The following is a 13,442-nucleotide window of genomic DNA, read 5'->3' as shown; positions in this document are numbered from 1 at the left end:
GCAGAAATCTGATGTCAGAACACGTTCTGACCTGCTCCGGCGGTCGTATCGAGGTTAGGGGTTGACAAGAGGCTGTGCACTGACTCACACTCGGATCAGAACGCGTTCTGATGGCTTCTAATCCGAAAGGCCCAAGAGTCGTTCCCCCTGCCCTTTCTTAAGTTGCCAGACAGCAGGAAATCGAGCATGAAAATATTTCGAAACAATCATTCAGCCACCACCGATAAAGACATATCCAGCCTCTCTTTCTGGGCGCGCCCTTTCGCGGAGCGGGATGAAACCTTCGCCTGGCTGCGTCGCAACGCGCCCGTCAGCTGGCATCCATCCGTGGAGTCGCCGTTCGTATCGCCGGAAGTACACGGCGAGGCCGGGTTCTGGGCAGTGGTGCTCGCGGACGACATCGAGTTCGTGAGCCAGAACCACGAACTGTTCAGCAATGAGATCGGTGGGGTGGGCTTGGATCCCGTTGCGCCTGGGGCGCCCGAGTACAAGACCTTCTTGACGTTCGATCCACCGAAGCACACGCACTATCGCAAGGCTTTGGCTGCCGCGTTCACTCCCAAGGCGGTCCGGCGACTCGATGAGATGATCCGCAAGCGGGCCCACCAGATTGTGAGCAACGTCGTCGGCGCGGGAGAGATCGACCTCGTCGAAGAGGTGTCGTCGAAGCTTCCGATGCTGACCATAGCCGACATGGTTGGCGTGCCTGAGTCTCTGGTCGAGACGTTTGCGAACGCCGGCAATACTCTGCTCAGTCTCGACGGCGAGACCGAACTCCCGAACGGCGTATCTGCTGTCGAGTTCATGCATATGCAGCTGAGCATCTTGCAGCAGATCGGCGTGGACCTCGTCGAGTTCCGGCGCGAGCATCCCGCCGACGACATCGTATCCGCGTTGGCGCAGTACGAGTGGGACGGCAGGCGACTCAACGCAGACGAGATCGGCTCGGTGATGGTCCTGTTGAGCGTCGCGGGTAACGACACGACCAAGCAAACGACCACCGCGACGGTCTACGCTCTGGACCGAAACCCCGCTCAGCGGCGATGGCTTGCCGCGGACTTCGAGTCCCGGATCCCGACGGCAATCGAAGAATTTATCCGTCATGCGTCGCCGGTTATGCAATTTGCGCGAACCGCAACGCAGGACCTGGAGTTGGGCGGACAGCAGATCGCCGCCGGCGACAAGGTGTGCGTCTTCTATTGTTCTGGAAATCGCGACGAAAGCCGATTCATCGACCCACATAGATTCGACCTCGCGAGGGAGGCGAATAGGCATATCGGTTTCGGCGGTGGCGGAATCCATTATTGTTTGGGCAATGGCGTCGCAAAGGCGCAATTGCGTGCCCTTTTCAGCGAGATCTTCACACTCCTTCCCAACCTGTCAGTGGTCGGCGAGCCGAAGCCTCTCGGGGGCACTTTCATCAACGGCATACGCCACCTGCACGTCCACACGAACTGAACGGGCACGAGTAACAGAAAGAAGGAACCAGTTCATGAAGATCAGTGTGGACCGATCGCGCTGCACCGGCATCGGCATCTGCGAGTCGATCGCACCGGAGGTTTTCGAGGTCGACGACGACGGGACGCTACGACTGTTGTCTGACGGTCCTATCGATGCACGAGTCGAGCGCGCCGTGCACAGCTGTCCGGCGTTGGCGCTGTCCCTGGTTGAGGACTGAATCGATGGATCATCAATCACACGAGGCGGGCCTCGTTGTCGTCGGTGCCTCGCTGGCGGGATTGCGTGCAGTGGAAGCGGCTCGGAGACACGGCTACGGCGGGCCGATCACGTTGATCGGAGCGGAACCGCATCTTCCGTATGACCGACCGCCACTGTCCAAGGAATTCTTGACTGGCGCCCCGCAGGGGACGTTCTTTCGAACCCGAGAGGAGATTTCAGGCGACCTCGAGGTTCGACTGCTGCTCGGTACGCCGGCAACGCGGCTGGACCCCGCGACACGCACCGTACATCTGGCGAACGATGCCATTCGCTACAACCGACTGATCATCGCCACCGGCGCCCGTCCGCGCACGCTGCCTCAGATACCGGAGTTTGCCACCCGCCCCGTAGTCGAGCTTCGAACTCTCGACGACGCCGTCCGGCTCAACAAAAGGTTGGCGGACGCACGTCACGTCGTCGTCCTCGGCGGCGGCTTCATCGGCTCGGAGGTCGCGTCGTCTGCTCGCCTTCGCGGATCGGATGTGACGATCGTCGATACTGCTCCAGTACCGCTTGTTCGCGCGGTCGGTTCGGTCGTGGGCCAGGCACTGACCAACCTGCACCACCGAAATGGCACCGAGGTGATCGTCGCCACCAAGGTGACCTCGATTGAATTGGACGGCGAGACCGCGCGGGTGTCTCTGTCCAATGATCGTGTGCTCAACGCCGACCTCGTCGTAGTCGGCGTCGGGGCCGCGCCTGAAACCGTGTGGCTCGAAAGATCCGGGCTTGTTCGCGACGATCGAGATCACGCAATCGTATGCGACGAATTCCTGGAAACGTCTGTACACGGCGTCTATGCGGCAGGCGATGTCGCTTCCTGGTACAACGTCCAGTACGGCATCACTATGCGGTCCGAGAATTGGACCAACGCGGCCGAGCAAGGGGCGCGTGCCGCGGAGAACGCCTTGTTCCCAGACCTTCGCGAGCCATTTCTCAGCGTGCCCTACTACTGGAGCGACTGGTACGGAAACCGAATCCAGTTTGCCGGAATTCCCATGGGGACAGTCGAATTCGTATCCGGGAGTCCCGCATCCGATCGATTTGCTGCACTGTTCCATGATGGGGGTCACGTCGTGGGCGCAGCCACACTGAACGAGCGGCGCCTGATCATGAAGTTCCGCAGAGTCATCGAGCAGCGCGGCACTCGCGCGGACGCACTGACCTACCTGCCGACCAAAGATAAGCAGTCATCAGTCGCGCCCTGCTGAGACCGCATCGAACGAAAAACAAGGACTCAATCCCATGAAAACTACTGCAGCAGTGTTGCGCTCACCGACCGCGCCTTTCACACTCGAACAAGTCGAGCTCAGCGGCGTCGGTCCCAACGAACTTCTTGTCGAGGTCGCGGGAGTCGGCATGTGCCACACTGATCTTCTGGCGAAAGTCCCTGAGTTCGGGGCGAATTTGACGCCGCTGATTCTCGGACACGAAGGCAGCGGTGTTGTGCTCGAGGTCGGCGCCTCCGTGACGAATGTCAGCGTTGGCGATCATGTCGTGCTCAGCTTCGCCTCCTGTGGGCAATGCGATCAGTGTGTACGAGGCGTCCCTGCGTACTGTCGTCATTTCGAGGTCTTGAACGTGACCGGTCGGCGCGCCGATGGGTCGGTGGACGCGCGCTCGGTTGAGGGAGATTCGATCGGCAACCGCTGGTTTGGGCAGTCTTCCTTCGCGCGACACGCGATTGTGGCCGAACGCGATGTCGTCGTTGTCGATAAGAGCCTGCCGCTGGAACTGCTGGCCCCACTGGGATGTGGCCTGCAGACCGGCGCCGGCGTCGTGTTGAATGTGATGCGTTTGTCCGCGGGGCAGTCCATCGCCGTGTTCGGCGCGGGAGCGGTCGGATTGGCTGCCGTGATGGCGGCGAAAGCCGCAGGTGCCAGCGACATTGTGGCGATCGACTTGCACGACAGCCGTCTCGATCTCGCCAAGGAGCTCGGCGCGACTCACACGGTTCGCGGTGATTCGCCGGACTTGGTCGAACTTGTGCGTAATGGCACCAGTGGCGTCGACTTTTCCTGCGACACAACCGGTGTGGCCAACGTCGTCTCGGCATCGGTCGAAGTCCTCGACATCCCGGGAACTGCGGTGCTGGTCGGCGCTGCGCAGGACGATCTTCGGATCGCGCCAGCGATGCTCGTCGGCCGGACTGTCACCTATGCGATCGAAGGTGCCGCGGTTCCGAGATTGTTCCTGCCACGGCTGATTGATCTCTGGCAGCGCGGATTATTTCCTTTCGACAAGCTGATCCGGACCTATCCGCTCTCCGATATCGCTCTGGCGGAGTCTGATTCGCTGTCAGGAGCAACAGTCAAGCCCGTTCTTCTCCCACGCTGAAGTGGAGCTCACTATGAAATATTCCGGTAGGACAATCGCCGACTTTGCGTTGACAGTAGACGGACGGGACCACCCGACCAGCCGCACATTCGACGTCATCAATCCCGCGACTGGTCAGCTACTGACCACGGCGCCCGCGTTGGATCCCTCCGAACTCGATGTCGTTTTCGGCGCCGCGCAACAGGCGTTCGAACAGTGGAAACAGGACGATGCGTATCGCCGGCAACGGTTACTGGAAGCTGCAGACGCCATCGATGCGGCAGCCGAAGATCTTGTCGGCATTCTGACCGCCGAACAGGGCAAGCCGCTCGATAAATCGCAGATTGAGATTTCCAGCGCCTCAATGTATTTGAGGTACTACGCAGACCTGGACTTGCCGCGAGAAGTGATCAAGGACGACCACGAGGGATACGAGGAAATTCTGCACCGCCCCCTCGGCGTAGTCGCTGCCATTGCACCGTGGAACTTCCCGATCACGTTGGCGATGTGGAAGATCGCTCCCGCCCTGCGCGCGGGCAATACCATGGTGCTGAAGCCCTCGCCGTACACGCCGCTGTCCACCCTCGCGTTGGGAAGCGTGCTGCGGGACATCCTGCCCCCGGGCGTCCTCAATGTCATCAGCGGACCGGATCCGCTGGGGGCACAGATGGTTGGCCACCCGGTTCCGCGAAAGGTCAGCTTCACTGGTTCGACTGCCACCGGAAAGAAGGTGGCGGCGGCCGCCGCCGACGACCTCAAGCGTCTGACGCTAGAACTCGGCGGCAACGACCCCGCGATCGTGCTGGACGATATCGACATTGGCAAGGTTGCCGAACAACTGTTCTGGAGCGCGTTCGAAAACACGGGTCAGATCTGCCTTGCGGTGAAGCGCGTTTACGCGCACGAAAGTGTGCACGCGGAGTTGGTGGACGCGCTCGCCGAAATTGCCCAGTCCGTCAAAGTCGATGACGGAACAGTCGCTGGGGCACAACTCGGACCGATCAACAACGCGCCGCAGCTCGATCGCGTGACATCGCTCGTCGAGGACGCGCGCCAACGTGGTGCCCGAATCGTCGCGGGCGGCGGGTCGTTGGATCGACCAGGCTACTTCTTTGCGCCGACGATCATCGATCGAGTCGAAGACGGTGTCCGTATTGTCGACGAGGAACAGTTCGGACCGGTCCTTCCGGTTGTTGCCTTCCGCGACGAACTCGACGCGGTCCGGCGCGCCAACGACTCCACCTATGGTCTCACGGCGTCTGTATGGTCCGGTGATCCAAACCGCGCGGCGCGGATAGGGCTCGAGCTCGACACAGGCCAGGTGTCGATCAACAGTCACGGCCGCGGTGTACGTCCGCATCTGCCGTTCGGTGGTCGCAAGTGGAGTGGAATCGGCACGGAGAACGGTATTTGGGGCCTGCGAGGATTCACCGAGATGCAGGTGATCACGGGACCTCGGCGAGTGTCATGACGTCTCGCTGATGTACGCCTCACTGACCTGGGCCGTCAAGGAATCACTCCACACGTACATCCGGGAGGTGGGTGGGGCAGTGATTCCTCTCCAACCTGCACAGGTGGAGACGGGTACGGCAACATTCCCCTGCGAGGCAGCTGAGTCGAATGCTGGCCGCACGATACTGAAATTCATGGGCGGCATTCGATTCATCGCCCACCAGGGCCTGCTTGATGTCACGGTTCGTGAACCCTGGCTGGACATATCGTATTCCCAGAATTCGTTCACGATCAGCGTGACAGGGAACGGCGTGCAGTCGTCGGACTCGGGGGACCGGATCACCATCGGACGGGGTGAACTGCCATCACACTTCGCTGCATCCGGCGAGAGCAGCGACATCGAGGTACTTCTCACGGCTGAGGGTGCCACGATCTTCCGTTACTACCCCTCGGGTATTCGCCTTGCGCCGCTGCAGTTGCAGCGGCCACCAAAGTGAGTTATTGACTCGCGCAAAGCAATTCGTGGATATGTTGCCGACACCAACCGATACGGCATTATGCGGCACCGGCCGCGTCTCGCTACGGCAGTGCCACGTCGGCACAGATAGGGGATCAGATGGCCCTCGCGGTGCCCGCGACCAAGCCGAATCGAATACTCGCTGTTCTTTGTGCAGCATGCATTCTGTCGGCAATCATGTTGACGCTGATAACGCCACTCGTCGGACAGCTACCGCGACTACTGAATACCACGACATCGAACGCTGCGTGGGTGGTGACGGCGACCCTGCTCTCGTCGGCGGTCAGTACGCCCATCGCCGGTCGGCTCGGCGACATCTGTGGCAAGCGCCGCGTGCTTCTGATCTGCCTGGTGCCGATCGCCGTCGGCTCAGTTGTTTGCGCGCTGAGCGCCTCGGTTGTCCCGATGATCGTTGGCCGTGGTCTCCAAGGGATGGGTCTTGGTGTCATACCACTGAGCATCAGCATTCTCCGAGACGTCCTTCCGGACGACCGATTGGGATTCGGAATCGCATCTGCCAGTGCAGCGATGGGGGTCGGCGTTGCGCTGGGTCTGCCGATCTCGGCCGCTGTTGCTGAATACGGGAGCTGGCACTACATGTTCTGGGGAGCGGGTGTACTGACTGCTGTGGTCGCTGTGATCGTCGCGATCGGGGTCCCTGCCGACGGAGGCCAAGGCACGAAGCATGGCTTCGACCTTGTCGGAGCGCTCGGGCTGGGCGGTGCTGTGGTATGCCTACTTCTCGGAATATCCAAAGGTCCGTCTTGGGGCTGGAACAGCGGAGCTGTCCTGGGATTGTTCGCAGCAACAGTGGCTTTGCTGGTGCTGTGGGGATTGTGGGAGCTTCGCTGTTCCGACCCGATCGTTGACTTGCGCGTCACACGGAAGCCGCCGGTGCTGCTGACCAACGTCGCCGGCATACTGCTGGGATTCGCGATGTACGTGCAACTGTTGGTTGTGCCGCAAATATTGCAACTGCCAGCGAGCACGGGATACGGATTGGAGCAGTCCCTTCTGTCAGTCGGAATCCTGCTGGCACCAGCCGGTTTGATGACCCTGGCGATGTCGCCCATCGTGCCTCGAATGTCAGCTGCATACAGTCCGAAGACCACTCTTGTCACCGGCAGTCTGATTCTCGCCGCAGGATACGCCTCCTACCTAGCCCTATCCGACTCGATTTTGGGCCTGCTCATGGTTACATCTCTGTGCGGCGCGGGTTCCGGTCTGGCCTACGGGGTGCTGGGCGCCCTGATCATGGAGGCGGTACCACGGTCGCAGACCGCGGCGGCCACCAGCTTGAACACACTCATGCGTACCGCCGGGTCGGCGATCGCCTCCGCATCGACGGCCGTCTTGCTCTCAGAGATGGTTGTCCAGTTCGGCGGCCAAGATCTGCCGTCTGAGAACGGTTTTCGCACCGCCATGCTGGTCGGCTGCGCAGGAGCTCTTGCCGCGGCAGCGGTCGCCGCGGCCATCCCCAGTGGTCGTCGAAAATCGACGGCAACGGTGACGGGGTCGAAGTCGTCGGATGAGTTGGTATCAGCGCGTGTGTAACCTCGACCTGAGGTCACCCAGGAGCCATCCGATAGTCGTCGGCTCAAACGCCGCGAATACGATGAGCGTCGCGCACCTGGTGTCATCACTGGCTTGGCCAACGAAATCTTCACCGCCGATGCCACTTCGAAGAGACACAGAGTGCGTCGGCACTCTGTTGTCATTCTGCCCGCACGGTGCGGCCGCTTGGTGGCAGCGATCCACCGAGCTCACCCGCGACCGATTCGATCAACATCGATACCGGTCAAATCTGCACACGACGTGTGGTTGTCCAAACAACACGGGTGTGAGCAGAATCAACTGCTAATGCTCGTTACGAGCGAGCCGACGAGGGGGCCGCTTCGGCCAAAGATAGGTATGTACCCTGGTTGTTCGGCCATCGCCCCAACACCTCGGACCGATGATGCTGAAGCGAATCCATCAACACGGTTCCGCGGAGGCGTCCATGTCCACACTAAATCCGCAACACAGGGACAGCGGCAGCGATGACAGTACCCGGTGCGAGGAAGATACATTGATGATCCGGTTTTGCGCGGAGTGCGACAGATTGTTTTCGCCGCTGACCGCGGGGTGCTTCTCTTGCGCATCCGAGGACCTCGAGTGGGTGCCTTCCTCCGGCGCTGGCTCGATCGTTTCGTGGCGGGTGGTGGAGCGCGCCGGGGATGGTACGCGCGGTGAGCCGACACCGTTGACGATCGCTATCGTCGAACTCGACGAGGGTCCCTGAGTCTACACATCCATCGAGGGGGACGTCCCAGTGGACTCGAGTCCTCCCGTGCGTGTGCAGTTGCAGCCACGTCCCCGCCAGGACCGGTTTCCGGTCTTCGTAGTCAGTGGTGACTCGCGAAATGCAGTTCGCATGTCCCCAAGCGCTGGATACGAGTGATCGGTACAGCATACGAACCGCGCACTGTGATGATTACGACCGATACGGCACGTCGTGAGTGTCGAAATCGGCCGCGGTTCCGTCCGATACGGCGGAAGGTTCCTCCTTTCGGCTGCTCGAATCCGTGTCGCCAAGCGATCCTCAACCGTCCTCACGACAAAAACGCTCGCTGTTCCGGGGATACGATGACGATTGACGAAGCGTTGACGCAACGCTACCCGTCGCAGGGAATGCACTGTCCGAAGGTTTATAGCCGATGAGCGAGGACGATCCTTTCCAGACAGCCCGCGAGATCCCCACGGGGGTCACCGCGGAACTGAGCGCGGTGGGGTTCGAGGACGCGGAAGAGATCGGGCGGGGCGGTTTCGGGGTGGTCTATCGCTGCACGCAGCCGGAGCTGAATCGAACGGTCGCTGTGAAGATCCTCAGCGCCGAGCTGAACGCAGAGAATCAAGCGCGGTTCTTCCGGGAGCAGCAGGCGATGGGCCGGCTGACCGGGCATCCGAACATCGTCACGGTGCTGCAAGCGGGTGCGACCGCGAGTGGACGGCCGTATCTGGTGATGCCGTATCACCCGTTGGATTCCCTGGACGCGCGGATCCGCGGGCAGGGTCCGCTGCCTGCGGAGACCGTGTTGTGGATCGGGGTGAAGATCGCCGGGGCGCTGGAGAGCGCGCATCGCCTCGGCATCCTGCATAGGGATGTGAAGCCGGGCAATATCCTGCTTACCGATTACGGTGAGCCCGCGCTGACGGATTTCGGTATCGCGCGGATTGCGGGTGCCTTCAAGACGGACACGGGCACGGTGACCGGGTCGCCGGCGTTCACGGCCCCGGAAGTGCTCGAGGGTCAGGCTCCGACTGAGGCCACGGATGTCTATGGGCTGGGTGCCACGCTGTTCTGTGCGCTGACCGGGCATGCGGCGTTCGAGCGGCGCAGCGGGGAGAACGTGGTGACCCAGTTTTTGCGGATCGCTTCTCAACCGGTGCCGGATCTGCGTGCGAGTGGCGTCGCCGAGGACGTGTCGGGGTTGGTTGCTGCGGCGATGAGCCGCGATCCGGGCGAGCGGCCGTCGGCGGCGGCGTTGGGGGAGGCGATCCAGCAGGCGCAGCGCCGCCACGGGTTCACGGTCGATGAGATGGCGTTGCACACCGAATCGGGCCGTGAGCGCCGGGACCGCAAGCCGGCTACGCCGCCAGGGTGGTGTCCGCCGGTGACGACGACTCCACGGGGTGTCGGGACTTTGCCGCCGGAGTTGACCAGTTTCGTCGACCGCCGCACCGAGCTGGCGGAGGTGAAGAATCTGCTGACCTCGGCCCGATTGGTGACATTGACCGGGATCGGCGGGGTCGGCAAGACACGGCTGGCGCTGCGAGCGGCGGCGAGCACACGCCGGGAACTCGCCGACAGGGTGCGGCTGGTCGAGCTGGCCGACGTCTCCGACCCTGCGCTGCTGGTCAACGCGGTCGCGGCGGCGCTGGGGTTGCGCGATGATCCGGCGCGGCCGTTGCCGGAGGTGGTGGTCGAGTTCCTGTCGACTCGGGAGTCGCTGCTGGTGTTGGACAATTGCGAGCAATTGGTGGCGGCGGTGGCGGAACTGGTCGAGACCTGGATGCGGGACTGTCCGAACTTGCGAATCCTGGTCACCACGCGCGAACCGCTGGACATCGCCGGAGAGGTCGTACTGCAGGTGCCGCCGCTGAAGGTCCCGGATCCGGACCGCGAGCCGTCGCTGCGGGGACTGGCCCGATACGACGCGGTCACCCTGTTCGCCGACCGCGCAAGTGCGGTGGTGCCGGGCCTCGAACTCTCCGACGACAGCAAGGCAACCGTGGCCCTGATCTGTGCCCGGCTGGACGGATTACCGCTGGCGATCGAGCTGGCGGCAGGACGGATGCGCACGATGTCGCCCGAGCAGATCCTGCAGCGGCTCGACGATCGGTATGCGCTGTTGACCCGCGCCAGCCGCACCGCGCCCAGCCGGCAGCAGACTCTGCGATGGTGTGTCGACTGGAGCTACGAGTTGTGTACTCCGGCCGAGCAGCGGCTGTGGGCGCGGCTGTCGGTATTCGCCGGCGGTTTCGAACTCGATGCCGCGGAAGAGGTGTGCGGCGCCGACCTGGCCGCAGACAGTCCGCTCGATGTGCTGTCCTCGCTGGTGGACAAGTCGATACTCATCCGGGACGGGTCGAATGGTCCGGTGCGGTTCCAGATGCTCGAGACCGTGCGCGACTATGGCAGGCAGAAACTGGGGGAGTCCGGCGAGGAGCAGCAGCTACGGCGTCGGCACCGGGATTGGTACCAGCGGTTGGCGTTGGCCGCGGAGGCCGAATGGATGAGTGACCGGCAGCCCTACTGGACCGCCAGGCTCGAGCGTGAACAACCCAACTTGCGCGAGGCGCTCGAATGCAGCTTGGCCGAAGACACCGAGCAGGCGGCCGAAGCAGGTCTACAAACCGCCGCAGCGCTATTCGTGTTCTGGACGTTCCGGGGTCTGTATGGCGAAGGTCGCCACTGGATCGAGCGCCTTCTCGATCACCCTGCTGGGCAATCGATTCCAGACCGTGTCAGGGCGCTCCACGCAGGCTCCATTATGGCTGCGATGCAGGGCGATTTGCTGGCGGCAAACGCCCTCGTCGAGGAGGGACGCGTGCTCGCTGAGCAGGCTCCCACCCCGATGACCGAGGCGCTGATCGCCCACGCCGAGGGCATCGCGGCGCTCTGTCGTGGTGAACTCGCTCTGGCGTCCTCATCGGTCGAACTCGCCGTCGAGATGCTCAGCTCGAACCGTCAAGGATTCCTTTACGCTTCTGCTTTGTCCGCACTCGGTATGGTGTACGAGCGGGCCGGTGATACGGATCAGGAGATCGAATGTTATCGGCAGCTGATTTCGATCACCGAAGCGTGCGGCGAATCGCTCTTCCGGTCGTCCGCACTGTGGGGTCTGGGCAGTGCGGTCTGGCAGCAAGGTGAACGATCCTCGGCGATCGAGCTGCTCCACAATTCACTGCGGATAAACCGGCGGCTCCGTAGCCCGCTCGTGGCCGCGTTCGGTCTCGAAGTGTTGTCTTGGGTTGCCTGCGCCGATGGTGACGCCGAGCGCTCAGCTGTACTGATAGGCGCCGCGGAGGAACTACAGCGGTCCATGGCCAACCCTGCGGCGATCCTTCCGATGTCGCATAATCACGACGAATGCGTCCGGACGACGCGCTTCGCCCTCGGGCCACGCGGATTCGATATGGCCGTTCTCAAAGGCCGAGCGCTGGGTATGGACGAAGCTGTGGCCTATGCACTGGGCGAGCAACCCACCGAAACCACGCCGACATCGGGTCCAGACGCGGCTCTGACCAAGCGCGAGCGTCAAGTCGCAGATCTCGTCGCCCAAGGCCTCACCAACAAGCAGATCGCCGCCAAACTTGTGATCTCCCAACGCACAGCCCAAGGCCACGTCGAACACATCCTCACCAAACTCGGATTCACCTCCCGTGCGCAGATTGCGGCCTGGATCGCAGAAGACGTTGCACGACAAAGTCGTTGACCGTGACGATCTCTGCCGGATATCAACGCCATCTATCAACCGCTGTGGAGAGATCGCTGCGTTCGGGCACATCAAGTGCTCCCTCCAGGTGCCCAGCCGAGAACACCATGGTCGCGGGAGATGTCAACGCCCCTATACGCAGGTTGGGATGCGGCCGATGTGACGGTCTCGGGCCAGAATCGACGGTGACCTGCGCATTCGGACGTGCTGGGCGGGGCCGTGCCGTTGCTTCTCATTGATGGATCTTTCCGTGGTTCTCCTGGTTGAACCAAGCGTCAGGTGTACTTGTGTAGCACGTGCACGGTTCGCGGAAGTTGGCTGTGGCGGCGGGGAGTGGGAAGTTTCTTTGGGTCGACTGACAGCGGCCGTTCTGTAGTCGGATGCGTGAGGTTCACCCCGAATGGTGGACAGGGTTTCAAGCAGCCTTGGCTGCGTCTGTCAGGGATTGCTCGTAGCGTACGGGGCCGAGCATCCCGCGGGCGGAGTGCCGCCGATCATGGTTGTATCTTCGGATCCAATTGTCAACCGAAGCAACGAGTTCAGCCTTTGTAGCGTAGACGTGTCGGTAGTACGATTCGTGTTTGTAGGTCGACCAGAATGATTCGGCGGGGCTGTTGTCCCAACAGATTCCGGTATCGCCCATCGACTGTTTCAGCCCGTGACGGTGGCAGGCTTGCACCGTCGATCCCGCGGTGAACTCGCCCCCGCGATCGGAGTGCAGCACGGTCCCGGCCACCGGATGCCCGCGCACTGCTACGGCTTGGTCGATCGCCTGGCACACCACGTCGGAACCGATGTGATCGGCTATGACGTGGGCGAGCACGCGGCGGGAATGCCCGTCCCAGATCGCACACAAGTACATGTCGCCTTCGCCGCAGGTCAGATACGTGAAATCGGTCGTCCAGACCGCATCCAGGCGCCCCTGGTCGAAGTCACGGCGCACCAGATCCGGCGGGAACGACGCCGCCGGATCGACCAAGGTCGTTCTCACCTTGAAGGTGCGTGGACTGATGCCTTCGATCCCGATCCGCGCCATGATCGCCGCGACGGTCTTGGCACTGACCACCTCGCCCCGTTCGCGGAGTTCGGCGGTGATTCGCGGAGAACTGTAAGTACCGTCGGAGGCGGCGTGCACGTTCAAGATCTTCACCGTCAGATCGGCACGACGCTGCTGACGTGGCGTCGAAACCGTTGCCGCCCTAGCTTCACATGCATGTAGTAGCCCGACGCCGACACGCCGAGCAGGCGTGCCATCCGTCGGATCGATCAACGACTGCACCGTGTTCACCCGGGTGCTGGCCGGTATCCGGATGCCACGACCCGGGCGGGGACGACCCTGGACCCGGCCGCGTCGTGTGCTGGCCGACAAGGGTTACTCCTCGAAAGAGATCCGGGGATACCTGCGTCGGCGCGGGATCGCCGCGACGATTCCCGAGCGCTCCGATCAGCAGGCCCACCGC

At 62.3% G+C, this 13,442-nt stretch carries 11 protein-coding genes; 10 read left to right on the top strand and 1 reads right to left on the bottom strand.

Annotation, left to right across the window (positions count from 1 at the left end):
• Nucleotides 1-186 precede the first annotated feature (186 nt).
• The 9 genes from AC3ERS_RS34605 to AC3ERS_RS34565 all read left to right on the top strand — a co-directional run bounded on the left by AC3ERS_RS34605 (nt 187) and on the right by AC3ERS_RS34565 (nt 11,982).
• The gene (locus AC3ERS_RS34605; protein WP_431972377.1) at nt 187-1,458 is read left to right on the top strand and encodes a cytochrome P450; all 1,272 of its coding nucleotides are present in this window, start codon (nt 187-189) and stop codon (nt 1,456-1,458) included.
• Between the two features lie 34 nt (nt 1,459-1,492).
• Entirely contained in the window at nt 1,493-1,678 is a 186-nt protein-coding gene (locus tag AC3ERS_RS34600; protein WP_431972376.1) for a ferredoxin, read from the top strand.
• 4 nt (nt 1,679-1,682) lie between these two features.
• Nucleotides 1,683-2,930 carry an NAD(P)/FAD-dependent oxidoreductase gene (locus tag AC3ERS_RS34595; RefSeq protein ID WP_431972375.1) on the top strand — a complete coding sequence of 416 codons (1,248 nt, stop codon included), beginning with the start codon at nt 1,683-1,685 and terminating at the stop codon, nt 2,928-2,930.
• 34 nt (nt 2,931-2,964) lie between these two features.
• Nucleotides 2,965-4,056 carry an NAD(P)-dependent alcohol dehydrogenase gene (locus tag AC3ERS_RS34590; protein WP_431972374.1) on the top strand — a complete coding sequence of 364 codons (1,092 nt, stop codon included), beginning with the start codon at nt 2,965-2,967 and terminating at the stop codon, nt 4,054-4,056.
• Nucleotides 4,057-4,069: 13 nt separating this feature from the next.
• On the top strand, nt 4,070-5,506 hold the full coding sequence (locus AC3ERS_RS34585; RefSeq protein ID WP_431972373.1) for an aldehyde dehydrogenase family protein: 1,437 nt from the start codon (nt 4,070-4,072) through the stop codon (nt 5,504-5,506).
• Between the two features lie 10 nt (nt 5,507-5,516).
• Entirely contained in the window at nt 5,517-5,984 is a 468-nt protein-coding gene (locus AC3ERS_RS34580; RefSeq protein WP_431972372.1) for an HtaA domain-containing protein, read from the top strand.
• 119 nt (nt 5,985-6,103) lie between these two features.
• Nucleotides 6,104-7,558: an MFS transporter gene (locus tag AC3ERS_RS34575; RefSeq protein WP_431972371.1), complete on the top strand. Its 1,455-nt coding sequence runs from the start codon at nt 6,104-6,106 to the stop codon at nt 7,556-7,558.
• Nucleotides 7,559-7,958: 400 nt separating this feature from the next.
• Nucleotides 7,959-8,285, top strand: a complete 327-nt coding sequence (locus tag AC3ERS_RS34570; protein WP_431972370.1) for a Zn-ribbon domain-containing OB-fold protein — start codon at nt 7,959-7,961, stop codon at nt 8,283-8,285.
• Between the two features lie 415 nt (nt 8,286-8,700).
• Nucleotides 8,701-11,982, top strand: coding sequence for a protein kinase domain-containing protein (locus tag AC3ERS_RS34565; protein ID WP_431972369.1), 3,282 nt, complete (start codon nt 8,701-8,703; stop codon nt 11,980-11,982).
• 415 nt (nt 11,983-12,397) lie between these two features.
• Here the strand turns inward: AC3ERS_RS34565 and AC3ERS_RS34560 are convergent, their stop codons facing one another.
• Entirely contained in the window at nt 12,398-13,261 is an 864-nt protein-coding gene (locus tag AC3ERS_RS34560) for an IS3 family transposase (RefSeq protein ID WP_431972368.1), read from the bottom strand.
• Between AC3ERS_RS34560 and AC3ERS_RS34555 the strand changes: the two genes are divergently transcribed.
• Nucleotides 13,230-13,442: transposase (locus tag AC3ERS_RS34555; protein ID WP_431972367.1), on the top strand; the 213-nt coding region annotated here is incomplete at its 3' end. The two genes, AC3ERS_RS34560 and AC3ERS_RS34555, sit on opposite strands and share 32 nt — an antisense overlap.

This window comes from Nocardia sp. bgisy134, assembly GCF_057708325.1.
This window is presented reverse-complemented; position numbering and strand designations above follow the sequence as displayed.